General features: G+C 61.4%; 26 protein-coding genes. 17 read left to right on the top strand and 9 right to left on the bottom strand.

Annotated elements, in window-relative coordinates; genetic code table 11:
* The first annotated feature begins 37 nt into the window (after nt 1-37).
* From I2488_RS07745 to I2488_RS07725, 5 genes are read left to right on the top strand one after another with little or no spacing between them, the layout of a single operon-like run.
* Complete coding sequence (locus tag I2488_RS07745) at nt 38-2,278, top strand: KAP family P-loop NTPase fold protein (RefSeq protein ID WP_196275228.1); 2,241 nt, start codon at nt 38-40, stop codon at nt 2,276-2,278.
* 47 nt (nt 2,279-2,325) lie between these two features.
* The gene (locus I2488_RS07740) at nt 2,326-2,901 is read left to right on the top strand and encodes a hypothetical protein (RefSeq protein ID WP_196275227.1); all 576 of its coding nucleotides are present in this window, start codon (nt 2,326-2,328) and stop codon (nt 2,899-2,901) included.
* A gap of 37 nt (nt 2,902-2,938) precedes the next feature.
* On the top strand, nt 2,939-4,357 hold the full coding sequence (locus I2488_RS07735) for a HEPN domain-containing protein (protein WP_196275226.1): 1,419 nt from the start codon (nt 2,939-2,941) through the stop codon (nt 4,355-4,357).
* A 57-nt stretch (nt 4,358-4,414) separates the two neighbouring features.
* A complete protein-coding gene (locus I2488_RS07730; RefSeq protein WP_196275225.1) occupies nt 4,415-5,926 on the top strand; it encodes a hypothetical protein in 1,512 nt (503 codons plus the stop codon).
* The gene (locus I2488_RS07725; RefSeq protein ID WP_196275224.1) at nt 5,923-6,792 is read left to right on the top strand and encodes a baseplate hub protein; all 870 of its coding nucleotides are present in this window, start codon (nt 5,923-5,925) and stop codon (nt 6,790-6,792) included. The genes I2488_RS07730 and I2488_RS07725 overlap by 4 nt, the downstream gene beginning before the upstream one ends.
* A gap of 15 nt (nt 6,793-6,807) precedes the next feature.
* On the opposite strand, the gene I2488_RS07720 is transcribed toward I2488_RS07725, so the two are convergent.
* Nucleotides 6,808-7,137 (bottom strand): structural protein, encoded by a 330-nt coding sequence (locus tag I2488_RS07720; RefSeq protein WP_196275223.1) that lies wholly within the window; start codon nt 7,135-7,137, stop codon nt 6,808-6,810.
* A 393-nt stretch (nt 7,138-7,530) separates the two neighbouring features.
* Between I2488_RS07720 and I2488_RS07715 the strand changes: the two genes are divergently transcribed.
* Nucleotides 7,531-8,070 carry a DUF2939 domain-containing protein gene (locus I2488_RS07715; protein ID WP_196275222.1) on the top strand — a complete coding sequence of 180 codons (540 nt, stop codon included), beginning with the start codon at nt 7,531-7,533 and terminating at the stop codon, nt 8,068-8,070.
* Between the two features lie 21 nt (nt 8,071-8,091).
* On the opposite strand, the gene I2488_RS19540 is transcribed toward I2488_RS07715, so the two are convergent.
* The 4 genes from I2488_RS19540 to I2488_RS19705 all read right to left on the bottom strand — a co-directional run bounded on the left by I2488_RS19540 (nt 8,092) and on the right by I2488_RS19705 (nt 10,279).
* Nucleotides 8,092-8,664: a hypothetical protein gene (locus tag I2488_RS19540; protein ID WP_246465552.1), complete on the bottom strand. Its 573-nt coding sequence runs from the start codon at nt 8,662-8,664 to the stop codon at nt 8,092-8,094.
* 761 nt (nt 8,665-9,425) lie between these two features.
* The gene (locus I2488_RS07705; RefSeq protein WP_196275221.1) at nt 9,426-9,710 is read right to left on the bottom strand and encodes a hypothetical protein; all 285 of its coding nucleotides are present in this window, start codon (nt 9,708-9,710) and stop codon (nt 9,426-9,428) included.
* Between the two features lie 3 nt (nt 9,711-9,713).
* Nucleotides 9,714-10,157, bottom strand: coding sequence for a hypothetical protein (locus tag I2488_RS07700; RefSeq protein WP_196275220.1), 444 nt, complete (start codon nt 10,155-10,157; stop codon nt 9,714-9,716).
* Nucleotides 10,157-10,279: a hypothetical protein gene (locus I2488_RS19705; RefSeq protein WP_281390040.1), complete on the bottom strand. Its 123-nt coding sequence runs from the start codon at nt 10,277-10,279 to the stop codon at nt 10,157-10,159. Before I2488_RS19705 ends, I2488_RS07700 begins: the two co-directional genes overlap by 1 nt.
* A gap of 284 nt (nt 10,280-10,563) precedes the next feature.
* On the opposite strand from I2488_RS19705, the gene I2488_RS07695 reads away from it, so the two are divergent.
* The 10 genes from I2488_RS07695 (at nt 10,564) to I2488_RS07650 (ending at nt 19,236) form a co-directional block, all read left to right on the top strand.
* Nucleotides 10,564-10,917: a hypothetical protein gene (locus I2488_RS07695; RefSeq protein WP_196275219.1), complete on the top strand. Its 354-nt coding sequence runs from the start codon at nt 10,564-10,566 to the stop codon at nt 10,915-10,917.
* Entirely contained in the window at nt 10,914-11,141 is a 228-nt protein-coding gene (locus tag I2488_RS07690; protein ID WP_196275218.1) for a hypothetical protein, read from the top strand. The genes I2488_RS07695 and I2488_RS07690 overlap by 4 nt, the downstream gene beginning before the upstream one ends.
* Nucleotides 11,142-11,196: 55 nt before the next feature.
* Nucleotides 11,197-11,958: a hypothetical protein gene (locus I2488_RS07685; RefSeq protein WP_196275217.1), complete on the top strand. Its 762-nt coding sequence runs from the start codon at nt 11,197-11,199 to the stop codon at nt 11,956-11,958.
* Nucleotides 11,959-12,244: 286 nt separating this feature from the next.
* Nucleotides 12,245-13,066 carry a TIGR04255 family protein gene (locus I2488_RS07680; protein ID WP_196275216.1) on the top strand — a complete coding sequence of 274 codons (822 nt, stop codon included), beginning with the start codon at nt 12,245-12,247 and terminating at the stop codon, nt 13,064-13,066.
* Nucleotides 13,059-13,598 carry a hypothetical protein gene (locus I2488_RS07675; RefSeq protein WP_196275215.1) on the top strand — a complete coding sequence of 180 codons (540 nt, stop codon included), beginning with the start codon at nt 13,059-13,061 and terminating at the stop codon, nt 13,596-13,598. Before I2488_RS07680 ends, I2488_RS07675 begins: the two co-directional genes overlap by 8 nt.
* 9 nt (nt 13,599-13,607) lie before the next feature.
* Nucleotides 13,608-14,018 (top strand): hypothetical protein, encoded by a 411-nt coding sequence (locus tag I2488_RS07670; protein WP_196275214.1) that lies wholly within the window; start codon nt 13,608-13,610, stop codon nt 14,016-14,018.
* 650 nt (nt 14,019-14,668) lie between these two features.
* Nucleotides 14,669-15,328 (top strand): PilZ domain-containing protein, encoded by a 660-nt coding sequence (locus I2488_RS07665; RefSeq protein WP_196275213.1) that lies wholly within the window; start codon nt 14,669-14,671, stop codon nt 15,326-15,328.
* Nucleotides 15,329-15,440: 112 nt separating this feature from the next.
* Nucleotides 15,441-17,027, top strand: coding sequence for an NAD(P)/FAD-dependent oxidoreductase (locus I2488_RS07660; protein WP_196275212.1), 1,587 nt, complete (start codon nt 15,441-15,443; stop codon nt 17,025-17,027).
* A gap of 20 nt (nt 17,028-17,047) precedes the next feature.
* Complete coding sequence (locus I2488_RS07655; protein ID WP_196275211.1) at nt 17,048-17,461, top strand: GtrA family protein; 414 nt, start codon at nt 17,048-17,050, stop codon at nt 17,459-17,461.
* The gene (locus tag I2488_RS07650; RefSeq protein ID WP_196275210.1) at nt 17,458-19,236 is read left to right on the top strand and encodes a hypothetical protein; all 1,779 of its coding nucleotides are present in this window, start codon (nt 17,458-17,460) and stop codon (nt 19,234-19,236) included. The genes I2488_RS07655 and I2488_RS07650 overlap by 4 nt, the downstream gene beginning before the upstream one ends.
* Nucleotides 19,237-19,352: 116 nt before the next feature.
* On the opposite strand, the gene I2488_RS07645 is transcribed toward I2488_RS07650, so the two are convergent.
* The 4 genes from I2488_RS07645 to xseA all read right to left on the bottom strand — a co-directional run bounded on the left by I2488_RS07645 (nt 19,353) and on the right by xseA (nt 25,430).
* Nucleotides 19,353-22,397: a TonB-dependent receptor domain-containing protein gene (locus I2488_RS07645; protein WP_196275209.1), complete on the bottom strand. Its 3,045-nt coding sequence runs from the start codon at nt 22,395-22,397 to the stop codon at nt 19,353-19,355.
* Nucleotides 22,398-22,859: 462 nt separating this feature from the next.
* Nucleotides 22,860-23,702, bottom strand: a complete 843-nt coding sequence (locus I2488_RS07640) for a M23 family metallopeptidase (RefSeq protein WP_343071008.1) — start codon at nt 23,700-23,702, stop codon at nt 22,860-22,862.
* A 10-nt stretch (nt 23,703-23,712) separates the two neighbouring features.
* On the bottom strand, nt 23,713-23,913 hold the full coding sequence (locus I2488_RS07635; RefSeq protein ID WP_039333112.1) for a DUF2093 domain-containing protein: 201 nt from the start codon (nt 23,911-23,913) through the stop codon (nt 23,713-23,715).
* Between the two features lie 26 nt (nt 23,914-23,939).
* A complete protein-coding gene (gene xseA, locus I2488_RS07630; protein ID WP_196275207.1) occupies nt 23,940-25,430 on the bottom strand; it encodes an exodeoxyribonuclease VII large subunit in 1,491 nt (496 codons plus the stop codon).
* On the opposite strand from xseA, the gene purD reads away from it, so the two are divergent.
* Nucleotides 25,429-26,715 carry a phosphoribosylamine--glycine ligase gene (purD, locus tag I2488_RS07625; protein WP_196275206.1) on the top strand — a complete coding sequence of 429 codons (1,287 nt, stop codon included), beginning with the start codon at nt 25,429-25,431 and terminating at the stop codon, nt 26,713-26,715. The genes xseA and purD overlap by 2 nt on opposite strands.
* Nucleotides 26,716-26,772: the final 57 nt, after the last annotated feature.

Here is a 26,772-nt window from a genome sequence, read left to right as displayed (position 1 = left end):
ACTCGTCACGCGGGCCTAGTTCTGGTCATGTAGACGCATGACTTCACAACCCTTTCATGGCGACCGCCCGATTCAGTCCAAGGATGAGGATCGCTTCGGCTTCTCTGCCTTGGCCGAACGCATTGCAGATGCGCTGACCTCACAGGCCGCAGAGAAGGGCTTCGTCTTCGGACTTGAGGGTAAGTGGGGTTCGGGTAAGTCGAGCTTGCTGGCGCTCATTTTGAAGCAGCTCAGCGCCCGAAAGAAGACTGATGTCAACGTCGTGGAGTTCAGGCCTTGGCTGATCGGCGATCGCGACCAATTGCTTGCCGCGCTCTTCGAAGATCTCGCAAAGGCTGTCGCGGAAGCTGAACATGCGGCTGGCGATGCGACGGGCACGTCTGTTCGTGCTGTTAAAGGCGTCGCGGAGCAAATCCGGAGCTTTGCTAGCCACTTGGCACCAGTTGGCAAACTGACGAGCTTGGCGGGTCTCATTGTGCCAGGCGCTACCCAATTAGGGGACATAGTTAGCAAGATCGCCGAAGCGGCCGCGGAGAGGAGCGAAGGTCCTTCTCTGGTTGAGCAAAAGGAAAAGCTCTCAGAAGCATTGCGCCAGCTTGGCTGCAGGATCGTGGTGACCATCGATGACGTCGATCGGCTGGAGCCTTCCGAAGTGCGAGAGCTCCTTCGTCTTGTGCGATCAGTAGCGGACTTCCCGAACGTCACGTACTTGCTCTGTTATGACGCCAGAGCGCTTGAGCGGTCCATAGAGACGAGCACAGGTGTTGCCAATGGAGCGGCATACCTTGAGAAGATCATCCAGACCGAGGTCGCGGTACCACGTCCTGAGTCATTCGCGCTTCGGCGCTGGTTCTTGGCCGAGCTTCAGACGTTCACCGAATGTGGACATCGACGGGTCAGTGAACTGCAAATGGTCATTGACGAGACAGGAGGCCGCGTCCTCAATTCGCCCCGCGCTGTGGTTCGGGTCCTTGACAGCATCCGCGCCTTTTGGCCGAGCCTAAAGGGACGCGTGGACCTCGCCGATCTGGTGTGGCTTCGCATGACCGCAGTCGGATCGCCAAATTTCTATCGCTGGGCGGAAGAATACGTGACGCACTTTGTGGCGCAGTCGACCGGTCGCGCGCATGTGTCCGAATCAGAGCGGATCCTCTCAGTGAAAGAGATGGAGCAAGCCCTCGTGGCTGACGGGCTGAGCTGGGAAAAGCTATGCTACGAAATGCATCGTCACCTGCCCGGCATCGAGGTCGGCAGATTCAATTCTGATCGCGAGGAACGGCTTTACGCGAAGAACGTGCGAAATTCAGCCGCACAAGATATCATGGACAAGCGGTTGGCAAGCCCGAGCCATGCTCGAATTTACTTCACCTTGCTTGATCCCCCTGACGGCGTGACCGAACAGGACCAGAACGAGTTTGTGGCGGCTGCGGTATCTGACTGGAAGGATGTCGCTGAAGTCCTGCACCGCATGTCTGCGCATCGAGGGGATGCTGGAGCGACGAAAGCTGAGCGGATGCTCGACAATCTGCTTCATTTCGATGCTGAATACCTAAAGAAGTTGGCGATCGAGAACCTAATTGTTGGGCTGGCTGAGGCCGCCGATAGACTTGCGGGTGCCGAACAGGTCGATGCGTGGGGATCACCGCGCGCCTGGTACCTGACTATTCGGATTTACCGGCGGCTGGCGGAGGTTTACCCGTCCAAAAAGTTCCGGGCTGCTCTCGTGAAGATTTCCAAGCATAGCAGTTCTTTGGGCTTTCTCACCGAATTACTTCGACGAGAAACCTTCGCGCTTGGTGTTTACGGTAACCGGCGGGATCCCGACAAAGCGCTGGGCGACAGGGAAACATTCGACCGTATCGCAGCCGTCATGATCAAACGATTCCGGCGGATGGGGTTGGAGGGGGTCATGGCACACCCTTGCGCGACAGACATGCTTTATGCCTGGAGCCAAGCGGGTGGCCGAGATGAGCTAAACAAAGAGATCGAGCGGAAGTCGGAAGATGACGATTGGCTCCTCGCCTTCCTACAGAAACTCTACGGCCCAACTTCCAACCTATCGAGAGATGGTCTCGCCACCTTCTTCGATTCACCTGCGAAGCTTTTGCGGCGCATTTACCTGCTATCGGCAAGCGACCCGACCAATGTGGCAGCGGCCGAAGTCATACGGTCTGTTAAAGCGGGTATCCACTTTGATGGCGATGATTTTCAGGCCATTGTCGAAGCTTGGGAAGATCGGGAGCGCTCGGGAGAGCAAGGGCCCGGACAAGAGGAATAAGCCCGCCAAGGCGAGGCCAACTTCAATCCATACTCCAAGGAGTTTCCATGCTCAGACGCTTGATACTGGCCGCTTGTGCTCTCGCAATGCCACTGGCGACCCCGCTGCAAGCGTCAGAGCGGCTTGAGCCCCTTCGCCTCCGCGCCGGGACCAACGCTGTACCCAACATCGCCGGAGACGGGGCGGCTGGCACGATCACCCTCAACTGGCGCGACAACGGCAACGCATGGGGATACGACGTCTTCACAGTCACCGTGCGCGGCCAGATCGCTACGCTGGAAGGCAGGGATCAGATCACCGACCAGCCTCACACCGGCGAGGACATGATTAGGTCCGTTCGCTTCGCCCGTGGCGTCCACAATGGTCGTTCAACCCTCTTCGCGCTTATTGCCAGCCGCCAGATCGTTGTTTCTGTCCCCAAGCCGGCGACCACCACGGTCAAGGTCTATGCTTTGATGCGCAACGACGATGCGGCTGGACCACCCTACGAGTTCAGGGCGGTCCGGTCGCTCACAGCCAGCCGGTCGTATTGCAACGCCGACATGGCATTGAAGACGGAGCTCGGCTTTCCCCTAGCGCGCACTTACAGCGGGCCACTGACAGTGGATGGCTGTCCGCGGTGATTGCTTGTCCCCATGTGAACGCTCTGGGCGCGGCCAGATGAGCAAGCCCAAACCGGACCTCGACGCCACGTTCGAGGAGCGCGGTCTATGGTGGATCGCATCGGCCCCTGACGACAAGGTGGCTGGTATCATCAAAGTCAGCCCGGCAGAAATCACGCTAGAGCTGGTCGGCATTCTGGGGAAGCTGGATGCCAGCTTTTACTCGGCAAGCGAGAATCTGACCATTCACGGCCTCACCATTGGTGGGCAACGGGTGTCCTTGCCGGATGCCTTCAGACTCGCTCGGAACATCAAAGCACCAGGTATTACGACGGACCGCTACTATGCGAGCTTTGCCGCATTCGGCATTTACATCGCCGACCTTGACTCACCGCTGTTCCGGTCGAGTTGGGCACGCCTGCACGGTTTGGAGGCGTGGCTAAACCATTCCCATTTTCGAAGGGGCTACGATCACGAAGCGCGAAGGCTTGATCTGGAAGTTCACGCCAAGTCCATCGAAACGATTGCTGAATTCGACGACTTGGAGGTGCGCACGGGCACCAACATGTATACAGACCAGCGCGGACGAACAGGATTTGACACCACAGTTCACAGTTGCCTTGGGATCCGATCCGGCCAGGCTCGATCTGTGCGCTGGCACCTTGAAGCTCTGGGCAAGCTTCAGAATCTTGCGAGCCTCTGCTTCGGCTATCCTCTTAAGATGCTGGCTGTGGAGCTCACAGGTTTGGATGCTGAGGGCGATGTCTCTGACGAGCGACTAGAGGTCCATGCCTATTTCAGTCGGATGGATGATGCAGAAACGAAGGACCTGGACAGCAGCGCGCCCGTCATTTCAGCGCCGGAGCTGCTAGAGGCTAACCCTTCGGCCATACAGGCGTGGTTTGAGCAGTACGCGCTGCTTGAGCCGGCAATGCACCTCTTCTTTTCCATCATCGGCACCAAGCAGTTATTTGTGAACGTCCGCTTCCTGCTCGCTGTGCAGGCGCTTGAGGTTTTTCACCGTCGAACAGCGTCGGGAAGGTTGTGCGAGCCGTCGGACTTCGAATCTGCTCGCAAGGCACTCGTGGCCGCGATCCCAGATATGACGCCAGCCGCTCTCCGCGAGAAGATCAAGGGCATGTTGAATTTCGCCAATGAGCCAAGCCTCATGCAGCGTTTGCGATCGCTGATGGCTTCGCTCGAGTTGGAGTTCAATGAGATGCCGGCGGGCGTGGGCGGGAAGTTCTGCCGCTCGCTGGTGGATACCCGCAACTACTACACGCACTTTTCGGCAAACCTGCAGGAGAAGTGCTTAGACGGCGAAGGGATGCATTGGGCCACGCGCCGCATCGTCATGCTCTTTACCGTCTTTGTCTTGATGCGGCTGGGCCTGAAACCGGTGGCGATAAGGGCTGCTTTGACGAGACACCAGGAGTTCAACAGGCTGTGGACCCACGAGGGCAATCCATTCGGTTGAAGCAGGCCTTGGGGTGCAAACAGGGCTTATCCTGAGGTTACAACCTCGGAGGCTCCAGTGGGCACCCACATCCTAGACGCATTCTTCATTACACTTGGCCTCGACACTCGCGACTATGAAAAGGGCGAGCGCGAGATCAACGAGCGTTCCAGCCGCCTGAGGCAGGACCAGAAGAAAACGTTCGACGACATCGAGAGATTCAGCCGGAAGACCGGCGAGAGTGTGCGTAGCCTTAGCCGCGACGTTGTCACGCTCGGGCTGGCCTTCATGGGCGCCAAATCGATCAGTGGATTGATCGGTGACATGATGAAGGGCGCGGCATCGGCTGACCGCTTTGGCCAAATCCTCGGCATGAACACCAAGCAGATATTCGCTTGGCGCAAGGCCATGATGGAATCTGGTGGTCAAGCGACTGACGGTGATGCCGCCCTGTCGGCAGTGCAGCGGGCCAAAATGAGCTATCGCATGGGGCAGATGGGGGCTGAGGAACAGGGCATCTACGGGATGCTGGGAATCAGTGGCGATGACCTGCTCGGTGCTGATGCTGGGAAGATCCTGCAGAAGCTGGCGGCAGCACGCGATAGCCTTGACCCGCAGCTCTACGCGAGCTTGCTGCAGCAGATCGGTCTGCCAGCCTCAACTGTAACGTTTCTGATGCAAGGCAAGAAATCAGTCGATGAGTTGATTGCCAAGTATGCCAAAAATTCAAGCGAGATGGAGAATCTCGCTAAGGAGCAGGAGAAACTGCAAAAAGCCCTCACTGATCTGCAGACGACCCTCGCCAACGATATTGCGCCCCCTCTGACGCGCTTCGCCAACTGGCTAAACACCGTCCTCGGGGGCGGAGATGCGCCGAAAGGACCCGGAACCCCTGACAAGCCCGAAATGGTCTGGTCTTTACCTGGCTGGATGAGCGATCTCTTGGGCATCAAGCGCGACAACGGCGGCTGGTCTGTGCCCGGCAGTAAGGCAGGCCAGGTGAGCAACACTCCGCCTTCGGCTGCGTCGGGCACCGGCAAGACGCGTGCCGATCGCAACAACAACCCCGGCAACATCGTAGATTCGCCCTGGACCAGAAAGCAGGCGGGCTACGCTGGAAGTGATGGTCGCTTTGCCAAATTTTCGTCACCAGAGCATGGCTTCGCTGCGATGGAGAAGCTGCTTGCCAACTATATGTCGCAAGGGCGTACGTCCATTTCCTCGATCCTCTCGAAGTATGCTCCAAGCTCGGAAAACGACGTAGGGGCCTACGCTCGGCATGTCTCTCAACTTACCGGATTTGGTCTCAACGACCGTCTCGGGCGCGAGCATATTCCAATGCTGGCGCGCGCCATGGCGCGGCACGAGGGGTATAGCTTCCGCAAACAGGCAAATGTTTCGGGGCTCATGTCGCTGCACCGCAACTTCGCTCGAAACTCCGCTCCTCGTCCCGGCGCGGGCGGGGTGTCAATCAATAGCATGACGATCAACACGAAGGCCACCGACGCCAAGGGCATCGCTGCAGACTTCAAGAGCGCCCTGAATCGCCGACTGGCAACGGCGCAGTATGATCAGGTGATCGCGCCATGACCCTCAAGCATCGCGTCGTGAAAGTGATTGTCGAGTTGTCATCCGGCGAGTTCAACGCAGAGGGAAGCAATCGCGTCGAGATCGAGGGCGTTCGGTGCTCTGCCGACATCATACATGCGGGATTGGTGGGTGCTAAGGCACAGGTGCGACTGTGGGGCTTGTCGCTGGATCTGATGAACAAGCTGACGGTGACGCGCCAGTTCTTCATTCAGCAGCGCAAGCCCAACCGCCTCACGATCGAAGCGGGCGACGACGACAAGACATCCGTTTGTTTCCGAGGCGGCATCCTTGAGGCATGGGTCGATGCGAGCCAGCCGCCCGATGTCTCATTCCTGATCACCGCCGCCTCCGGGCTCGTCGATCTTGCTAAGCCAGTTAAACCAACAAGCTACAAGGGTGGCGTCAGCGCAGCATTGTTGCTGTCGAAGCTCGTCGAACAGATGGGCTATACACTCGAGAACTCTGGGGTGAACGGCGTCCTCCAGAACCCATACAAGCCAGGATCACTCCGATCACAAATCGAGAGCGTCTGCCGGGACGTCAATTGCGAGTTTCTAATCGACGAAACGAATAAGATCGTAGCGATCTGGCCACAGGGCGCAGCACGGGGCGGCAAGGTGGTGAAGATGTCAAACTCAACGGGTATGGTCGGCTATCCGTCGTTCTCCCAAGCGGGAGTACGGATGACCTCGCTGTACAATCCGGAGATTGAATTCGGCCGACGCCTGCAGGTGGAAAGCCAACTGCAGCCAGCAAATGGCATATGGAAGGTTTATGGGCTTGCGCATCGACTTGAGGCAGAAATACCCAACGGATCATGGTTCACAGACGTCGAATGTACCTATCTAGATTTCAAGCCAGTTTAAGCCGCAATCCCGATTCTACTCAAAGCCTGCAATGTAGGCGCGCCATGTGCAGCGGCATCCTTCATCCCAGCCAGGCCAGCACATTTCGCCGTCAATCAGCGCGCCTTCAACCAGCTTGAAGCGCTTCCCTGAAAGTTGCTTGTGGGCCGCTGCCGAGGCCTCTTTCCCCGCAACAGTGCCACCTCCTGCGAGCGGATAACAGGGCGCTCCGGAATGCATCCAGATTCCGACCTCAAGGCCTTGCTTCAGTTCTCTGGCCAGCCGCATCATTACGGTCGCCCGATTGTGGATGGTACGGGCAATCCGTTGGGCTGAGGCTTTCGGCAGGCCTTCGATTTCGTTCAAGAGCCATCCAGTGAGATTTGCAGCATCGCGCCCGCGCCGAATTGAGGCGAGAGCCGCGCGTGATGCTCCGCGTCTCTTAGCGGCTGGTATATCGCTCTCCCCCGCGATCATATCACGCACCATTCGTTCGACGTCGCCGCTGACTAGATCGGGATCAAACCGGACGGTCGGTAAGACGCCAAAACTTCCGATTGTCCCGTGTTTATGGTCTCTGTGGGTACCGCCACGCAACCATGAGAGCCAGCCCATTCTCGCCTCCGCCCTATCCGGAGACCAAGATATCGAGCATGTCGGACCAATTCCGGCAAGGGCTCACGTCAAACTGTGATCCATATCACGCACATGTGATCCAGCATACGTTCCCGTTCCGCCTCATGGTGTTACGTCAAGACGATGAACAAAGTGATTCTCGGAGCCGTTGCGCTCATCACCGTCGCGGGAACCGGCTGGTATTTCGCTTCGCCCTCGATGGCCATGGCTGGGCTGCGCGATGCAGCGCTGCAAGGCGACAAGGACGAATTGGCCGAGATCGTCGATTTCCCCGCCGTACGAGATTCGATCAAAAGCCAGTTCAAGGCTCAGATGGCAGCGGAGATGGCCAAGGAGCAGAACAATGGTTTCGCGGTTCTGGGCGCTGCCTTCGCCATGGGCATGGTAGACACGATGATTGACGGCGTCATCACTCCCGAGGGCATCAAGGCGATGGTCGAGAACGGTCGTCTGAAGGCAAAGACTAGCGCGAACGCGGCGGAGGCAGAGCCTAAGAAGCCAGCCGAATGGGAGATCGAGCGCGTGAGCTTTGATAAGTTCCGTGCGACCCCAAAGGGCGGGGACAAGGCGTTCGCCATGGTTTTCAAGCGCGATGGCCTCGGCTGGGATCTCGTTGAGATCGATCTGCCAGACAATCTGATGGACAAGTCTCGGGCACAGTAAGGGACGGCGCGGCCTGCTCGGTCACAACCCCACCAGCATCGCATCGATCATGCCCTGCATCAGGTCAGAGATCGGGACTGGGACGCTCGTGGACACGTAGCCGCGGTTCTGCGCCCGGCGTTGCCCGTGATCCTTCAGCCATGACCGGCCATGCAGCCTCCAGGCCCGCTGCAGAAGATTGACCGGGAGAAGATAGCAGCGACGGCTGGGCGCGAAGGCATAGGCGATGAAGTCGCAGGCGAGCGGCTTTTGCACCCAGCCGGGCGAGCGGCGCGCTTCGTCACTCCATTGCTCAAGGAGAATGTCGGGCCAATCGTGTGTCCTGACCTTTTCGTCGACCGTGTACACCCGCCCGCAGGACAGTGTCAGTACACGATCGATACCACCCCTCTGCGCCCAACCGTCGTCGTGGACACTCACGGCGCTTACGAGGGTAGGGAAGGCTCGGTTGTAGAGCTCGGGCCACCACGGCGCGTCCGAGAAGCTTCTGGAGAGCGCGAGGCTGGCTGCGAAGTGGTGAGCATTCGGAGCTTTGCTCGCCTCCATCTTGATCCGCGCTGCCGTCGACGGCGAGCGTTTCTCGGAATGCGCCACGGCCACACCTTTCCTCGAGGCTCGGCCAGCTCAGCCAAAGCCTGAAGGGTTAGGTGCGAGGATACCGACCACTCGGCCGAGGATACGCTGCTCCATTCCACCAGGCCGATATGGGCCATCGCACCAGCGCACCTTCTCCGATGGCCCACCGCCAACGGCGGCGACGGTGTTGTGCCAGATGAAGCACCAGCCCCCGGGCTCCAAGCTTACCTCTACAACGTCCCTCCGGTCCGAGCTCGTCCATTGCACGACGAAGTGCTCGCCATGCATTGGCTCTCGGTCTGTGGGGTCGAAGATCGCCACATCGCCCCTCCGCAAGTGTGGCGCGACGATGTCGGATGAAACTTCGTGGGTGCGAAGCGACGCAGACACTCGATCGTAGACGATATAGGTTCGCAAGCCTGGCTGGGGCGCAGCTGTGGATGTGTTTCGCATGATTTGGCTCTCAGGATTGAGGCTGCGGCTGGTCGCCGCGGGGGACAATTCAGGGAATCGAGTGCTCGGAGCGGTCATCTCTATCGCGCACCCACGCCCTTGCTTCAGGCAGCAGCTCCGCCGGAATCCGCGAGCGAAGATCAGCGACCTTTGTTTGCGCTTCGATGAGATCGCTCTTGCCCGAACTGCCACGCATGCACCGCAAGAGCTCATTCTCCCACCAGGTCAGTATGAGCGCGACGCGAAGGTGCTCGCGAGTTGGACTGCTGCGTGTATTGTCATTTGCCGGCGAACTCAGGATCGATCCTGAGCGCCGATACAAAGCACTAAACCGGTGAAGAGTTGCCATCGGCCACCTCCAGCACCCGCCAGCCGTTCTGCGTTCGTCTGCCAAGCATCCTGGCCGCCCGCTTGACCCGCTGACGGAAGGCTTGATCACGCCGTGCGAAATATGCGCGGTGGGCGGCGATCGCGATGTCTGTCTCAGGCACATCGCCCTCGACAAACCAACGGGGAACGGCGCCTCCTTCGGTTAGCGCACCGGTCGGTTCCACCAGCACACGGCCTCCGTGCGCGAGGAAGTCGCGTAGGGTCTTTTTCCAGATGATCATAGCTTAGGCTCCCATAGCTTGCAGAGAACGGAGCGCGGCGACCAGTGACCTCGCATCCCAGTCGAAGCTGCCGGCGTGCGCAGTGAGATATTCGAGGTCCATGCGCAGAATTGCCTGCTCCTCATCTCTCACGTAGGCCGAGCTGTTGTGGAGTGCGGTCCATATCTGCACTGCAACCCCTTTGGGCGTAGTCGCCTGCGTGGTGTGGATCAGCTTGTCGCATTCGTCGACGATTGCCCAGTACGGCGCCAACGCGGCGTCGCGTCCGTCGACTTCTCCGCCGCTGATCATCGCATGTGCCGCCACGCGACGGTTCCAGGCGTCAATGATCGCTGCGTCGCGCCCGCCCTCCTCAGGCACTGCCGCGAGAGTGGGGGCGCCGGTCAGCGGGGAGCTTCCGAACGCGATGCCGACTGAAGCTGTGCCAATGAAGGAGCGCCGGTCCATCACTTCGCCTCCCGCTTGGCGAGAAACGCGACGAGGTCACGGTCTGCGATGATCTTGGCGCCGGTGCTGGCAACAGCAGCTTGGAAGGAGGCGCGGTTCGGGTTAGGAGCCGGATTAGCCATGACGAGTAAGCCTCTCGTTGGTGGTTAGGGCCGGTTGGAAGTTGGCGCTTCCCTCCGGCCTGATTTTTTGTTACATCAATTGCCGATGACGGGTCAAGCAATTTCTGTAACAAAAAAGCGTGGCCGGCCTGCAAAGGCTCCAACAGCGGTCGTTCGGCTTCCCCTCGAGACCATCGAAGCGGCAGAGCGTTGGGCACTGGCGCAACCAGACCGTCCTGCCAGAGCAACCGCCATTGCCAGACTTGTGGAACTAGCAGCAGAAAAATGCTGACGGAGCCTGACGAATGACGACTTGGGACGAATACAGCGCAGTCGCGCAGCGGTTCGAGGCGTCTCGCCGCAAGCTTCAAGACATCATCACCCAGCTGAAAGATGTCGCGGATCACCTTGAAAATAGGACGGACGAAACCTGCTTTGGCAACCTGCCCGGCGAGGGGGCAACTCGCCTGTGGCCCGGCTGCAAGAGCTTTGATGCTGATGATTTTCCGGATCCCGTTCGGATTCAGGCCGCTTTGGATTCATTCAAAGAAGCCGGGCCGGATTACCATAGGGCGTGGCAGGCACTCCCGAGGGAGCATCGGAAGCATCTGGCACCGCCTGATCTGAGTCTGACAACGAAAACTAAGCGCCGGTCATGAAGAAGGACGAGGCCAAACACCTGATCGAGTTCTGGGCGCCACGCTGGATTGAAGAGTATTGGCGTCCGGCACATGGCGACAAAGAACCGAGCTGGTCAGACTTCCGACCATGGATCAAGGCGCGCCACCCGGACATTCTCTCATTCCGGACACCGACGGGGTCACCCGAGTATTTTGCCGACATGTGGTTCGATAAGACCACCGGCCAGAGTTGGAAGCGATAAAGCACGTGGCGGGCACCGGGCCTCAGCATCTTCGAGCGCGCCGGGCCGGACGGACATGACCGTCAACATAGCGACTGCACCTGTCATTGACCTTCTGGCTGCGGCAGAGGAGTTGCAAGCAGACTTCCCGACGATTTCACGCAAGATCAAGAGATTGAGCGATTGCCACTCGATCAAGGTCGATCTCAATATCGCGCTCGACATGATCGCCTCGTGCCCGGCTGCCTCCCGCGCTCATGATGCCGGTCTGGAGTGGGCGCAGCATGCGAGCATGGCGATGATGCACAGCGCCGTCGTCTTCTATGTGCGGGCGACCAAATCGAAGTCGGATCATCGCGGGACACTCGACCTACGGGCAAAGTTCTCCGGCGATCAGCGCAATTTCCATGACCAGCTGGTTGCTCTGCGGGACGATGCGGTCGCACATTTCGGGCCTGGCCCATTGCCGTCCGGCTTTACATTTCATGACGAGAAGCTTGTCCTTCCCATTGATCGCCAAGATGGTAGCAGCGTGATGATGGTCAGCCGGCGGACGGCGTTTGCACCTGACTTCATCGCAGGCTTCCGCAATCATCTCAGTCGCGCATTGATCTTGGTTCAGCGTGAAATCCAAAAGCGTGAAGCCGACGCGTTGCAGGAACTCACGGATAATCCTGAGCGCGACAGCGTCGAAGCCATTCTTCGCAAGCACGTCACAACGGCGGCAGCGGCTATGGGCAGAGCTGACGCACCTAGCGTTTTCCTGTCGGGTGGTCGACAGGGATCTCAAACGGTGATTCAGTCGGACGCCGGTTGGATCGAGATGCGGCGATCGTGAGGGTGTCATGTCTGCAACGTGTCGCATTCAGGTGATCCACCGAAAAGACGCAGTAAGCCATCGAAGTCCGATGGGGCTTTTGTATCAGATCACCACATCACCAGCGCGGTCGGGTCCTACAGCTTCTGCCGCTGCAAACCTCGCAGCCTAACCCGTAGAAAGTTCCGCTGTTGCTCGATGCTAAACTAACGCTGTCCTACATGTGGGCATTCCCTTATTGGGCTCATCGCGATGGCACTTGACATGCAACCCGCTTGTCGATTCAAACCGAGAAAATGAGCGAGCAATGACAGTGACGTCTCACAGACGGCCCCATTTCCGGCATCCCCCGATCCACGAGCAGGCGATTTCGCTTTCTTTTGGCCGGATTCGGGAGTTTGGGATCGTCGATCCAGGTCTCTTCTGGAACGAGATTATGCGAGATTTTCCGGTCGCAGAGACTGGGCCGCGCTTCATCGCCGCGATTGAGATGTTTGAGGACATATCTCCTTTGGTTGAGTGGGAGGTTGTTCCGCAAATCCAGTTGCCGAAGGCGCTTTTCAAGAACGACCGCGGTGAAATAATTCAGGTTCAGGACGACTCCTTCACCTACAACTGGATACGGGATCATTCTGAGCAACAATATCCTCGCTATGAGGTCACATCGCGGCGCCTGTGGGAACTGTACTCAAAGTTCGAGAAGTTCATAATCGGCCGGTACGGATACATGCCGCCACCGAAGCAATGCGAACTCACCAACGTGAACCTCATCCCTGTGGCGCAATTCGGACGTGATTTCTCCGATATTGCGAATGCTTTCCGGGTCGACCCATTCGCTTGGGATGTTCAAGGACTGGTTGCTGACACATACATCCGGCAACGGCTGCACCGGATTGTCGATGCCGACGGTAAGTCTCTTGGCAGGTTGCATAGCGTGATATCCCCAATCGTTGATCCGGAGGGGGCAAAGTTTTTCCGCTTCGAACTGACTGCAAGGAGCGCACCCGGGATCGGCGGACTGCATGCTGTAAAAGAATTCTTTGCGCTTGCGCACGATATGATCAATGGCGCGTTCCTTGAGAGCGTGACACCTCAAATGCGCCAGAAATGGGAAGAGTATGATGGCTAGCACTGCACTAGCGTTTCCGACGGGCCTACAGCCAGAAGTGGCTTCTCGTGCTCAAGACATGTTGAATTCCCGGCTTGCGCCGCATGGTTGGGCCAATTCGACTGAAGCGGTTGAAGGTCCGATTGACCTTGGTCTCCGGGCCGGGGTACGCGTGCGCTACCAGCCTGATCGAAATCCCGATCTGCCCGAAGGCTTGAAGCGAGTAGTTGAATCTATTCGCCGGATGGAAGCCTTGCCGCCCAATTGGGACAGCTACAAGGCTTTCCCATTGGACGATCGGGCTGTTTCGCCCACGATCGAACTGACCGTTGAAGGTTTGCGCAGATGCGCTCCGCCGCGAGTTGTGCCGCTTCCATCCGGTGGTATCGGTTTGCGGTGGAAATCGTCTGATGCTGAGCTGGAAGTTGACGTTGGACCAGAAGGATTGGCGACCGCCCTTCTTGAGATCAATGGCGAAGAAAACGAGATTTCGGATCCGGTCGCAGTAGATCAGTTGTTTCCGATGCTGCATCGCTTTTGCTCATCTCTGTAAGCACAGGGCATGCAGGAAACTGGCGGTGAAGTATCTGACGACACGTCGATAGACGATGATTGCCGGATGCTTCGCCGCATACATCCTGCCTGGATAAATGAGTTCCGCCCGGAGCGGAGCAACTTTGAGATCCGACGGCCGCATGTCGGACTTTCGGTGACGGCTTGGTTGAGTGACGCCGATCTTGAGGCCGTACTGGCCGAGGCGCCTACGTTCGGCGTGGTTCGTGTGACCGCCGGCGAGTTGCGAGCTGCCGGCTTCAAGATCATGCGAGTGCCGGAACCAGACAACCCGAACCACTGCGAATGCTATGGGGCTATCTCAAAGGGAGATCGGAAAAAGCTCGCTCTCGCTTCGGTATGGGTACGACCACCATCAGAACATGATCCCGCTTCGTATGGAGTTCTGGATGCCTTCTGATCCGGCTGAGATGATACGGTGTTCGTCGGCCCAACCGAACGACGGCGGTGTTCAAAGCTGCTAGGCGCACCAGACCACGCGCCCATTCGGAAATCCTCTCCAGGTTCGGCGACCAAGCTTTATCACAGATCGCTGACTTGCCTCACATTTCATTTGGAGGTCGTCTGGCAGACTGGATTACCCCGTCTGTTGCCGACGATTATTTCTTCAACCCGCAGGCGGAACAAAGCAAATACATCCGACGCATCGAGCAGTGCATTTTTAGTGTAATCTGGCCCGGAATTACACGGGGGTTTATGGTATGTTCCACTCCCCCCATCCTGCTCAAAAGGCCCGGATTTTTCTAGCTTTTTGGATCGCTCGGCACTCTCCGGTATTCCGCGACGTGTTACTTAAAATCCCTTGATCCTTGATCGTGCGGGTTCGAGTCCCGCCGTCCGCACCAGATACAATCCTTATCTAAAGTTAACTGGGCAAGCAGTAACTTTACCGATGCAGGCTTTCGTGCGGATACTTACAGACCTGTAAAAAATACAAATCATTCCGCCGCTTGGTCGGTAACTCCGCGGTAGGACTTACGCGCTATTACTGATTCTGTCAGGGACTTGCGTGCGTCCCTGCAATTGTGGTTGCATGCGGGGGAAAGGGCTTTGTCCCAACCGGTCGACGATCAGGTGCCGAATGCAGATGGAGCGGCGGAACAGCGCGCCGCGCCGCGGTTCACCCTGCTCATCCGGGCTGCCAAGCTGATCGTCGACGGCGAAAGCGAATTCCTCTGCGTGATCCGCGATGCTTCGGTGACCGGCCTCAAGATCCGCCTGTTCAACCCCTTGCCCGAACATGCCTCGCTGGCCATCGAAATGAGCAACGGGGACCGCTACCCGGTCGAACAGATCTGGAGCGAGGGCGAATACGTGGGCTTCCGCTTCACCGGCGAAGTCGACATCGAGCGACTGCTGGATGAAAGCCATGGCGCCTTTCCGAAGCGGCAGGTGCGGCTGCGCATCCATCTCGATGCGATCCTGCATTCCGGCGGCGAGGCCGTTCATGTGGCCTTCCAGGACATTTCGCAGCAAGGCGCCTGCATCGAGAGCGACAAGTGGCTCCTGATGAACGAACTGGTCCGGCTGGAGACGGAAGTACTGCCGCCGATCTATGCCAAGGTGCGCTGGCGCAGCCATCCCCGCTACGGCCTCCTGTTCGAGCAGACGTTCAAGCTTGACGAACTGGCGCGAATCGCTGCGCCGCTTCAGGTGAGCGACCATGGCGATGCGCATTCCGTGCTGGGCGGAAAGCTGCGCCGCCCCTGAGTCCGCATCCGCGCCAGCCGATTTCGCGGAACCCGCACCACCTGTTAACCATCCCTTATCCATTTTCCTTCACCTCTGACCCAAGCGGAAAGCGCTTCAGACGGGGGTTTTGATGGTTAACGGAACGATTCGCGCGCAAGCTGCGGCGACCCGCAAGGTGGACGTGGCGATCATCGGTGCAGGGCCGGCGGGGCTGACGGCAGGGTATCTCCTGACCAAGCGCGGCTTCAGCGTGGCGATCATCGAGAAGGACCACACCTACGTCGGCGGGATCAGCCGCACGGTCGAGCACGAAGGTTACCGTTTCGACATCGGCGGGCATCGCTTCTTCTCGAAGAGCCAGCAGGTTGTCGACCTGTGGAACGAGATTCTGCCCGACGATTTCATCCAGCGTCCGCGCATGAGCCGCATCTACTACGAGGGCAAGTTCTACTCGTACCCGCTGCGTGCCTTCGAGGCGCTGTGGAACCTCGGCCTGGTGCGTTCGACCCTGTGCATGGCAAGCTTTGCCAAGGCCAAGGCGTTCCCGAACAAGAAGGTGAAGAGCTTCGAGGACTGGACCGTCAACCAGTTCGGGCAGAAGCTCTATTCGATCTTCTTCAAGACCTATACCGAGAAGGTCTGGGGCATGCCCTGCGACGAGATGAGCGCAGACTGGGCGGCGCAGCGCATCAAGGGGCTGTCGCTGTGGGGCGCGGTGACCGACGGCCTGAAGCGCAGCCTCGGCCTCAACAAGCGCCCGAACGACGGGATGCAGACCAAGACCCTGCTCGAGACCTTCCGCTATCCGCGTCTCGGGCCCGGCATGATGTGGGATGCCGCGCGCGACAAGATCGTCGCCACCGGCAAGGGCGAAGTGCTGATGGGCCATTCGTTCAAGCAGCTCGCCGCCGATGGTCAGGGCGGCTGGCGCCTTTCTGCCAGCGGTCCGGACGGCGACGTGGTGATTGAGGCTGGCCATGCGATCAGTTCGGCGCCGATGCGCGAACTGGCCGCGCGCCTGCATCCGCTGCCGCAGACCACGCTCGAGGCCAGCCGCCTCAAGTATCGCGACTTCCTCACCGTGGCGCTGAAGATCCGCTCGGAAGAACTGTTCCCCGACAACTGGATCTACATCCACGACAGCAAGGTGAAGGTGGGCCGCATCCAGAACTTCCGTTCTTGGTCGCCGGAAATGGTGCCGGACGAGAGCGTGGCCTGCGTCGGCCTCGAGTACTTCTGTTTCGAAGGCGACGATCTGTGGGATTCCTCGGACGACGACCTTGTCGCGCTGGCGACGAAGGAAATGGCGATCCTTGGACTGGTCAGCCCGGACAAGGTGATCGGTGGCGTGGTGGTGCGTCAGGAAAAGGCCTATCCCGTCTATGACGACGAATATGCGGCGAACGTGGCTGCGATGCGCAGCGAGCTGGAAGCGCGCCATCCGACGCTGCACATGGTCGGCCGCAACGGCATGCACCGCTACAACAATCAGGATCACGCGATGATGACCGCGATGCTGACGGTGGAGAACATCGCGGCGGGCGCGCGGGTCTACGACACCTGGTGCGTGAACGAGGACGCCGAGTATCACGAGGCCGGCAACGAGGGGGCCGAGCAGTCGATCCCGGCACGCGTGGCTTTGAGCGAAGATCAGGCCGCGGCGCTCGCGTCGGTCCGTGACGTACCCGAGCGCATTGCGCCGGCCAAGGCTGCCTGAGCCCAGATCTGGACCGCAAGATGACCGGGATGATCCTGCCGATGATCGATCGCCTGCGCCGCGTAATGCTCCTGCGCTATCTGCTCGCCAGCGTTGGCGCGCTGGCAGTGGACATGGGCTCGTTCCTTGCCTTGCTGGCGGTGGGGAGCGCGCCGGTCATCGCCTCGGCCAGCGGCTACTCGCTGGGCATCCTCGCGCACTGGTTGCTGTCGAGCAGGGCCGTGTTTACCGAAACGGTCGCGGCCGAGCGCGGCGCGCGCAACCGGCAGAAAGCGCTGTTCGTCGGTTCGGCGCTGGTCGGGCTGGCGCTGACGACGCTGATCGTCGGCGTCGGGACCGCGCTCGGGCTGGATTCTCGGGCTTCGAAGATCGTGGCGGTCGGCGCCAGCTTCACCGCCACCTGGCTGCTCAGGAAGCGGATCGTCTTCCAGTGACGCGAGGCCTTTCCGGCTTGCGCCCGGGTGCTGGCGCAGGCCTGCCATGGCGCGGCGTCCTGATCGTCTGGCTGCTGGTCAGCGCTATGATGCTGCTGAGCGGCGGCGGACGATTTTCGCCCGCCTTCTTCCTCGATGGCGACGATGCCCTGCGGCTGCAGCAGGTCCGTGACCTGCTGGCCGGGCAGAGCTGGTTCGACCTCCACCAGTATCGCATCGCGCCGCCCGAGGGCGTGGCCATGCACTGGACGCGCGTGGTGGACTTGCCGCTTGCCGCGCTGATCCTGCTGCTGCGGCCCGTGCTGGGCCAGGCGCAGGCCGAGATCGTGACGATCGTGCTGGTGCCGCTGCTGAGCCTGCTCTGCGCGATGGCTCTTGCCGCGCGGCTGGCCAATCGCGAATTCGGGCCGGGTGCCGGAGTGGTGGCCGCTGTTCTGGTGGCGGCTTCGGTCCCTGCCTCATTCCGCATGATGCCCTTGCGCATCGATCATCACGCCTGGCAGTTCGTGCTCGCGCTGGTTGCGCTCAATGGCCTGTTTGCCCGCTCTGCCCGCAGCGGCGGCGTGGTGGCCGGCCTGGCGCTGGCGCTGGCTTTGGCGATCTCCCTGGAGTCCCTGCCGCTGACGGTGATCGTCGGCGGCCTGTGCACCTTGCGGATGATGCGCGGCGAAAGCGCATGGCTGATCGGTTACCTCGTCAGCCTTGCGCTGGCCAGTCTCGCGCTGTTTCTGGCGACGCGCGGCCTGTCCGATCTGGCGCAGCATTGCGACGCGATGTCGCCGGTGCACGTGGCCGTCTTGCTGTGGATCGGCGCCGGGGCGGGAATCGTCCTGCCGCGGCTGCGCCGTCGCCCGCCGGTGGCCAGTCTCGTCGCACTTGGCCTGCTCGGCCTTGGCGGGCTGGCGATTGCGGGGACGATGGCCCGGCAATGCCTGACCGGCGACGCCTTCGCGGCACTCGATCCGCTGGTACGCAAGGTCTGGCTCGATTCGGTGCTCGAAGGACTGCCGGTGTGGCGTCAGGAGGCGGGGCTCGGCGCGACGATGATGCTGATGCCGCTGTTCGGGCTGTGGGCGTGCCTCCGCCTCTGGCAGCGCGCGCGTGAAATCGGAACGCGCCGGCTGTGGCAGGACTATGCGCTTGTGCTGGCAGGCGCCACGCTTGTCGGCCTGCTGGTGGCGCGCGCATCCGGGGTGGCCTGCCTCTTCGCAGCCGTGCCGGCGGCATGGCAGCTTGAGGACCAGTTCAACCGTTGGCGCGAGGATGCCCTGCTATGGCGGCGGCTGGGCCGGATCGTGCTGATGCTGGCGCTGTTGCTGCCAGGCGTGCTGGTGGCGCAGGCCATGCGTCTGGTCAGGCCATCGGCTGAGCCGGCGCACACACTGACCGAAGCCTGCCGCTTTGAAAAGGCTGTGCCCGCTCTTGCCGCCCTGCCCCGGCAGACGCTGCTGACCGGACTGGACATCGGGCCGACGCTGCTGGTGACGACCCGGCACAAGGTCGTCGCAACCGCCCACCACCGCGCCAGCGCAGCGATGCGCGACGTGCTGGATGCGTTCCTGCGACCTGACGAGGTGGCACGCCGGACCATGGCCAAGCGCGGTGCGACCCTCGTGGTGATCTGCCCCGGCGGCAGCGAGGCGCAAGTCTATGCGAGGATAGCGCCGCAGGGCTTTATGGCTCATCTGATCGCGGGCAACGCGCCGGACTGGCTGGAGCCGGTACCAATCGCCGGGCAGAGCGGCGTAAAGGCCTGGGCGGTGCGCGGCCCCTGACCGTTCGGAGGGACGACTTCCGAAGGAGCGGTCAGTTGCTCATCGCAGCAAAAAGAAAGGGGCGGTTCCGAAGAACCGCCCCTTCTGTTTCGTGATCAATGCCCGAGGGCAGTGGATCAGAAGTTGGCCGAGACACCGAAGCGCACGTAGCGCGGGGTCTGGTAGCTGGTCGGCAGACCATAGAACCATTCGCGGATCGATGCGTCGTTACGATCGCCCAGTTCCTGGAAGTCCAGCTTGCTCTTGAAGTTGAACACGTTGAACACGTCCGCACGCAGGGTGATGCCACCCGCCAGCGATTCCATGGGAATGGTGTAGGCAACACCGAGGTCGAGGCGCTTGTTCCAGTCGCTCTGGAACGCACGACCGCGACCGATCGGCTCATTGAGGGTGCCGTCAAGCACGCCGGCCGCGATCTGCGCGTTGCAGTACCACGACGCTGCCGTCGAGTCCGAACCGCGACCATCGTTCTTCGGGTAGGTGCCGATGCAGCCGAACTTGCGCGGCGACTGCAGCAGCGCGTTGAACGACAGCAGCCAGCGCGGCGTGGGCTTGTACGAACCGAACACCTTGAAGGTGTGGGCGCGGTGGTTCGGCAGGTAGCCGGTCGCACCGTCGACGTAGCCGGGTTCGTCGAAGTCCGAGGTGATGCCGGTATCGTCCTGACCGGTATCCGACTTCACGCCACCTTCGTAGTTGCCCCAGGAACGCGACCACACGTACGAGGCATTGAGGCCCCAGGTGCCGTCAAACGGACGTTCCCAGTTCAGTTCGACCGCCCAGTAATCGCGCTTGGCCTTGGGGATACCAATGAACGAGGCCGGGATCGTGATCGGCTGCAGGTTGCCGGCAGCATCCGTGACCTGGAACACGGCATCGCGGCCCGGGTTCATCAGGATGTAGCCACCACCGTTGACGGTCGGTTCGGTCGTCGCGTTGCAGTAGGCCAGCGTCTGGGTGGCGCAGTAGGCACCGATGATCGAGTCATAGGCTTGACCGTCGCCGTCAAGATCGACGTCTTCAAGAACCGTGCCCAGCTTGCGGTGGATCACGTTGATGCCGATGCGCATCTTGTTGTCGAAGCGATATTCACCGCCAACGATGAATTCGTCCATGTACTGCGGCTTGAGGTTCTGCGAGACCAGCGTTGCCGGCGGCGAAACGGTGCCGTCGGAGAAGACAACGCCATCGACCTTGGTGCCGAGCGTCGGCGCGGTCAGGCTGCCCGAGTAGACGCCACCCGCGCCAGTCGGCAGGGTGTAGAAGTCACGCAGGAACAGTTCGGCGCCGCCGAGGCGGATGTTGGTGTTGGCAGCAACCGGCAGGTAGTAGCGGCCATAGAACGCCGAGAGACGAGCCTTCTTTTCGCCCGTGGGGTCGAAGTTGATGCCAAGGCGCGGCGCCCACTGGTTCTTGATCGACACGAAATTGGTGCCGAGCGAGGTCTTGTTCACGAACTTGTCGTTGCGAAGACCCAGCGACAGGTTGATGCGATCGGTGAGATCCCAGTCGTCCTGCACGTAATAGGCGGTGTTGTTCGACTTGAAGTTGCCGCCTGCAGCATAGGTTTGGACGCGGGCATAGTCGGTGTTCGGAGCGATCAGGCCGTTACGGGCGCCCGAAGCGCCGGCGCGTTCGAAGATGTACGCGATGCCGCCCGAGTATTCGCTGATGCTCGCAGCGAACAGCTTCTCGTAGTCCCAACCGAAGCGGAGCTTGTGCTCGCCCAGCAGCGAGAAGTTCAGGTCGACGTCGACGCGGAAGTTTTCGCGGTCGTCGCGGCCCGATGCCACAAGTGCGTTCGGGTTGCCCGACAGCAGCTTGGCAACGCCGCTGCGGCGGTCAACGACGTAAGGGTCGGCGTCCTGCGGACCGGCGTCGGTCTGGTTGAACTTCGAGCGACCGTAGAGGCCCGAGATCGTCAGCCAGTCGGTGAACGAACCGGTGTACTTGAAGATGTAGTTCTCGCCACCGCGCGATTCGTTGACCTGGCTCAGCGCACCGCTCGAAAGGTTGCGAACGTAAACCTTGTTCGTGTCGCTGTCGTTGAAGTAGGTTGCTTCGACGCGGTGACCGTCGAACAGGTTGAGGTCGAGCTTGCCGCCGTAGAACGGGGTGTTCGACTTCTGCGTCACGCGCTGGGTGTCGGTGAAGTTGCCGTCAGGCGCGCCGGTTGCGGCGATGATGCCCTGGGTACGCGCAGTGTCACCCGAGGTCGAGTAACGGGGGTTGAAGAAGCCGAAGAAGAACAGGCGGTCCTTGATGATCGGACCCGATGCCCAGATGTTGCCTTCAACGCGCTCCAGATAGTCCTGGTCGTTGCGGGCAGCATAGGTGTTCGGACGATCGTTACGCAGCGCGTTCGGCTCGTAATAGACGTTGAACCCGCCGTGGAAGGTGTTCGAACCCGAACGGGTAAGTGCAATGACCGCGCCGCCGGTGTTGCGGCCGAACTCTGCCTGATAGCCACCGGTCTTGACCTGGACCTGGTCGTAGAATTCGAACGGAACGGTGGTGCCACCGACGAACGTGCGGAAGTTCGTCACGTTCATGCCGTTGATGTAGAAGATGTTCTCTGCGACCGACGAACCGGCAAGCGAGATGCCACCGAACGCGGTGTCGCCCGAGGTGGCCTGCGGGGTGAGCAGCTGGATCGCTTCGATGCTGCGGGGAACCGGCAGGTTCTCGGCAACTTCCTGAACCGAGAACACCTGGCCGGTGGCCGTGCCCGAGAAGTCGACGCGACGGACCGGAGCGCCGCGAACGACGATTTCGCCGGTGGTCGGTGCTTCGTTGCTGACGGTGAAGTCGTAGTTGTTGCCGCCCAGCGTCACGGCGACGTTCTCGCTGCGGGTGGTGGTGAAACCGTTGGCAGCGACGGTCACGTTGTAGGTGCCGACTTGCAGGCCGACGACCGAGAACGTGCCGTTGGATGCAGCCGTGGTGGTGCGGGTAAAGCCGGTACCGGCCGATTCGACGGTGACGGTGGCGCCGGGGACCGGGTTGCCGGCATCATCGACGACGGTGCCCGAAAGCGTGGCGGCGGTAACGTTCTGCGCCATCGCAGGCGCGACTAATCCTGCCGAAGCGGTGATCCCGGCAGCAAGCAGCGCCAAGGGCGCGGCGCTCGCACGGAGCGCAGAGAAGGTTTTGATGTTCACGTGTCCAGTCCCTTTTGTCCTGATCCTGCGTGGCCGTTGAGGCTCGCGCAGGCCCTTTCCCGTTTCACCAAACCTTGGCGATGCGCCTTGGCACATAGCGTTTGGCCCCCTGGTTTGACGGGCAAGTTGTGTCTGTGTGGCTGAAATGTGTCGGTGCATCAAAACACGATTTGCGCGAAAGAAATGAATTCGACGCATGTGTAGCGAAACTGCCACACCGCCTTTGGTGCAGGCGAGTTGCCCCCGGATTTCGGTGACTTAGTGGTGATGCACGGAAATTACACTTACCCTTGGTTCACTTGCCATTAATTTCAACGGCGACGGTTTCCGTTGAAACAACAGGGCATTGTGAACGTAAAACGGGTTGCAGCGGATACCAGTATTGGACGAAGCGCCGGTGCCGTACATTGCCATTGTTGCAAACTGTGAACCGAGGTCGCTGTTTGCAGATGTGACCGAGGCTCAGGCCGCGGGGTCGATCAGAAGCAGGGGATCGATCCGGCTCTCGCGCCATTTGACCGACCAGTGCAGATGCGGCCCGGTGGCGCGGCCGGTGCTGCCGATTCTTCCAAGCGGATCACCTCGCCGCACCGTCTCGCCTTCGCTGACGAACAGTTCCGAAGCGTGGAGGAAGGCGCTGTTGAGGCCCATGCCGTGGTCCAGCATCAGCAGGCGGCCCTCGAGGCTGAACGGGCTTTCCGCCGCCAGCGTGACCACCCCGTCGGCAGGGGCCACGTAAGTCGTGCCGGCACCGCCGGCGATGTCGAGGCCCGAATGGTAGGCAGCGGGTTCGCCCTTGTAGATGCGCTGCGCGCCGAAGCGGCCCGAGAAGCGGCCCGGGGCAGGCTTGATGAAGTCCTGCCGCCAGCCTTGTGCGCCGGTGTCGCGCGCACGGGCGGCGCTTATCTTTGCGAGTTCGGCGCGACGAAGGCGGAGGTAGTCCCCATCGGTGACGCCGCCGGGTTTGCGGGCGACGTTGATATGCTCGATCTGCCAGGCGCGGGGCGCGATGGCGATGTCTTGAATGTAGGACGGACCACCGGCCCCCGATACGGCGAGGCGAGCCAATGGCGCGGCATCGCGATCGAAGGCGAGAAGGAACGCGCCGTCACTGGCGAATTCCACCTGCTGTCCATCGAGGGTGAGCGCAGTTGTGCCAGACTGTACCCGCCCGCGCAGCCAGCCTCCCTGTGTCACTCGTCCGCCGGGGTTGAGCACAACAGGGCTGGGCGGTGCATTGCCGAGCGCGAACCCGGCCACCGAGGCGACCGTTCCGGTGAGGAAGGCGCGCCTGTGCAGGATCACGGCTGGCGCCTCATCCTTCGAGATGGCGGCGCGTCGAGATTTCGGCGGTGGCGTAGGCTTCCTGACGCTGGGCGCACCAGTAGCGCAGCGCATCGAGCGGGATCTTCTCGCCCGAGACGGCGCAGACGACATGATCGCCGCCCGAAAGCTGGCGGAACGAGCCGGGGAGATAGTGCAGGCGCGCAAGGCGGCCGGATTGGGACATCAGCATGGGGGCAATGTAGACCTTCCGGCGGCTCAGAACAATTCCTGCTGTCCCTCGGGCCTTGCGGCCGGACGCGGTTTCGGCGCGGGCCGGGATGCTGGTGTTGACGTGGGCAGTGTTGCGCCGGTGCTGACGTCGAGTGTGCCGTCCGCGAACTCCAGCCTGAGGGCGGAGCGGGAGGCTGCATCGTCGCGCGTCCGGACGACATGGCCATCGGACCCGGTGACCAGCACGTAGCCGCGCTGCAGCGGGGCCTTCGGGTCCAGTGAGCGGCGCAGGCGATCCAGCGCTTCGACATTGCCGCGCGCGTGTTCGATGCGCTGGAGCAGGACTTCGGGGCGAAGGCGGCGGGCGTCTAGCCGTTCACGTTCCCGCGTGACCCGCGCGCTGAGCAGGGCGGGGCGCAGGGCTCCGGCGTGGCGGGCGAGGAGTGAGCCTGCGATTTCGGTGCGGTGGATCAAGGCGCGGCGCAGGCGTTCGCCGAGATCGTCCACGCGCTGCGCTTGTCCCTGCAACAAGGCTTGCGGCTGGGGCAGGCGCTGGCTGCGGGCCTCGAGGCGCTCCTTTGCCTGCGCAAGCTGGCGGGCAAGCGCGCGGCGCTGGCGGGCGTTGAGATCGGCGACGAAGGCGGCGAGTTCAGCCTGCACCGGGACGGCGAGTTCGGCGGCGGCGCTGGGCGTGGGGGCGCGCAAGTCGGCGGCGAAATCGCACAGGGTGGTGTCGGTCTCGTGGCCGACTGCGCTGATGATCGGGATGGTGCAGTCCGCGACCGCGCGGACGACCTCTTCCTCGTTGAACGACCACAGGTCCTCGATCGAGCCGCCGCCGCGTGCAACGATGACGAGATCGGGGCGCGGGACCGGTCCGCCGGGCTGAATGGCGGAGAAGCCTCGCACGGCGTTGGCGACCTGCGCCGCTGCGCCCTGGCCCTGCACCAGCACTGGCCAGACGACCACGCGGCTGGGAAAACGGTCGGACAGGCGATGGAGGATGTCGCGGATTACCGCGCCAGTGGGCGAAGTGACGACGCCGATGGTACGGGGCAGGAAAGGCAGGGCCTTCTTGCGCGCGGGATCGAACAGGCCTTCGCCTTCCAGCCGTGCCTTGAGCTTGGCAAGGAGGGCGAGCAGGGCGCCTTCGCCCGCGATCTCCATGCGCTCGATCACGATCTGGTAGTTCGAACGGCCGGGATAGGTGGTCAGCTTGCCGGTGGCGATGACTTCGACGCCGTCTTCGGGGCGGAAGTTCAGGCGCTGCACCCCGCCGCGCCACATGACGCCATCAAGCCGCGCATTCTCGTCCTTGAGGCAGAGATAGAGGTGGCCCGAGGCGGCGCGCTTCACGCCTGACAGCTCGCCGCGCACGCGGACGAAGCCGAAGCGATCCTCGACCGTGCGCTTCAGGAGCGCGGAAATCTCGGAGATCGAGAGGGCCGGAGCGTTGTCGCCGACCGATTCCCTCGCTAGGAGCCCGCCCGAGCCGTTGTTATCGTCGTCGTCATAGGGCGCGGAAGGGAAAGCCATGAATATCCTGCTGCTGGGATCGGGTGGGCGTGAACATGCCCTCAGCTGGAAACTGGCCCAATCGCCGCTTCTGGACAAGCTCTATGCGGCGCCTGGCAACCCTGGCATCGCGCAACATGCCGAACTGGTGGCGCTGGACCTGACCGATCATGCGGCTGTCGTGACGTTCTGCGAGAGCAATCGCATCGGGCTGGTCGTGGTGGGGCCTGAGGCTCCGCTGGTCGATGGCCTGACGGATTCGTTGCGCGCAGCGGGCTTTTCGGTGTTCGGGCCGAGCCGGGCTGCGGCGCAGCTTGAAGGCTCGAAGGGCTTTACCAAGGACCTGTGCGCGCGGGCGAACATTCCGACCGCCGGTTACGTCCGCACGAAGTCTCTGGAAGAGGCGCGGGCGGCGCTAAAGGACTTCGGCGCGCCGGTGGTGATCAAGGCTGACGGTCTGGCGGCGGGCAAGGGCGTCGTCGTGGCGATGACCATGGCCGAGGCCGAAGCCGCCGTGGACGACATGTTCGATGGCGCGTTCGGATCGGCCGGGGCCGAAGTCGTGATCGAGGAATTCATGACCGGCGAGGAGGCGAGCTTTTTCGCCCTCACCGATGGGGCGACGATCGTGCCGTTCGGATCGGCGCAGGATCACAAGCGCGTCGGCGATGGCGATGCCGGGCCGAACACCGGCGGCATGGGCGCCTACAGCCCCGCGCGGGTGCTGACGCCTGAGCTTGAGGCGCAGGCGCTTTCGCAGATCATCGCCCCGACGGTGAAGACCATGGCCGATGAAGGCATACCCTATTCGGGAGTGCTCTATGCGGGCCTGATGCTGACCGAGCAGGGACCCAAGCTGATCGAATACAACGCTCGGTTCGGCGATCCCGAATGCCAGGTGCTGATGATGCGGCTGGAAAGCGATCTCGTTGAACTGCTGCTGGCCTGTGCCGACAACAAGCTGTCGAGCATCCAGCCCCCGCGCTTCTCGAGCGAAGTGGCGATGACGGTGGTGATGGCGGCAGAAGGCTATCCGGGCACGCCGAAGAAGGGCGGGCGGATCGACCATATCCCGGCAGCCGAGGCGAAGGGAGCGAAGGTCTTTCATGCCGGTACCGCGCTTTCGGCGGATGGCCTGCTTTCGGCGAGCGGCGGGCGTGTGCTCAACGTTACTGCCAGGGGCGAGAGCGTGAAGGCGGCGCGCGATGCGGCCTATGTCGCCGTCGATGCGATCAGCTTCCCGGAAGGCTTCTGCCGCCGCGACATCGGTTGGCGCGAGATCGAGCGGGAAGAAGCGGGGGCCTGACCGACCGCTGAATTTGCAGGCTTGACCGGGCGGGCGCCACGCGCTCAATTCGGGTTC

It is taken from the genome of Novosphingobium jiangmenense, from assembly GCF_015694345.1.
GTDB classification, from domain to species: Bacteria; Pseudomonadota; Alphaproteobacteria; order Sphingomonadales; family Sphingomonadaceae; genus Novosphingobium; species Novosphingobium jiangmenense.
Note: the sequence above shows the minus strand (reverse complement) of the source record. Positions and strands in the feature narration are given on the sequence as shown.

Bases quoted from the DNA above. Each gene is read 5' to 3' on its own strand.
- I2488_RS07695 (WP_196275219.1), top strand. From the start codon at position 10,564: ATGACGACTTGGGACGAATACAGCGCAGTCGCGCAGCGGTTCGAGGCG.
- xseA (WP_196275207.1), bottom strand. From the start codon at position 25,430: ATGGCTTTCCCTTCCGCGCCCTATGACGACGACGATAACAACGGCTCG.
- I2488_RS07735 (WP_196275226.1), top strand. From the start codon at position 2,939: ATGAGCAAGCCCAAACCGGACCTCGACGCCACGTTCGAGGAGCGCGGT.
- I2488_RS07675 (WP_196275215.1), top strand. From the start codon at position 13,059: ATGGCTAGCACTGCACTAGCGTTTCCGACGGGCCTACAGCCAGAAGTG.
- I2488_RS07680 (WP_196275216.1), top strand. From the start codon at position 12,245: ATGACAGTGACGTCTCACAGACGGCCCCATTTCCGGCATCCCCCGATC.
- I2488_RS07685 (WP_196275217.1), top strand. From the start codon at position 11,197: ATGACCGTCAACATAGCGACTGCACCTGTCATTGACCTTCTGGCTGCG.
- I2488_RS07715 (WP_196275222.1), top strand. From the start codon at position 7,531: ATGAACAAAGTGATTCTCGGAGCCGTTGCGCTCATCACCGTCGCGGGA.
- I2488_RS07635 (WP_039333112.1), bottom strand. From the start codon at position 23,913: ATGCTGATGTCCCAATCCGGCCGCCTTGCGCGCCTGCACTATCTCCCC.
- I2488_RS07670 (WP_196275214.1), top strand. From the start codon at position 13,608: ATGCAGGAAACTGGCGGTGAAGTATCTGACGACACGTCGATAGACGAT.
- I2488_RS07745 (WP_196275228.1), top strand. From the start codon at position 38: ATGACTTCACAACCCTTTCATGGCGACCGCCCGATTCAGTCCAAGGAT.
- I2488_RS07700 (WP_196275220.1), bottom strand. From the start codon at position 10,157: ATGGACCGGCGCTCCTTCATTGGCACAGCTTCAGTCGGCATCGCGTTC.
- I2488_RS07705 (WP_196275221.1), bottom strand. From the start codon at position 9,710: ATGATCATCTGGAAAAAGACCCTACGCGACTTCCTCGCGCACGGAGGC.
- purD (WP_196275206.1), top strand. From the start codon at position 25,429: ATGAATATCCTGCTGCTGGGATCGGGTGGGCGTGAACATGCCCTCAGC.
- I2488_RS07655 (WP_196275211.1), top strand. From the start codon at position 17,048: ATGACCGGGATGATCCTGCCGATGATCGATCGCCTGCGCCGCGTAATG.
- I2488_RS07725 (WP_196275224.1), top strand. From the start codon at position 5,923: ATGACCCTCAAGCATCGCGTCGTGAAAGTGATTGTCGAGTTGTCATCC.
- I2488_RS19705 (WP_281390040.1), bottom strand. From the start codon at position 10,279: ATGGCTAATCCGGCTCCTAACCCGAACCGCGCCTCCTTCCAAGCTGCT.
- I2488_RS07740 (WP_196275227.1), top strand. From the start codon at position 2,326: ATGCTCAGACGCTTGATACTGGCCGCTTGTGCTCTCGCAATGCCACTG.
- I2488_RS07660 (WP_196275212.1), top strand. From the start codon at position 15,441: ATGGTTAACGGAACGATTCGCGCGCAAGCTGCGGCGACCCGCAAGGTG.
- I2488_RS07690 (WP_196275218.1), top strand. From the start codon at position 10,914: ATGAAGAAGGACGAGGCCAAACACCTGATCGAGTTCTGGGCGCCACGC.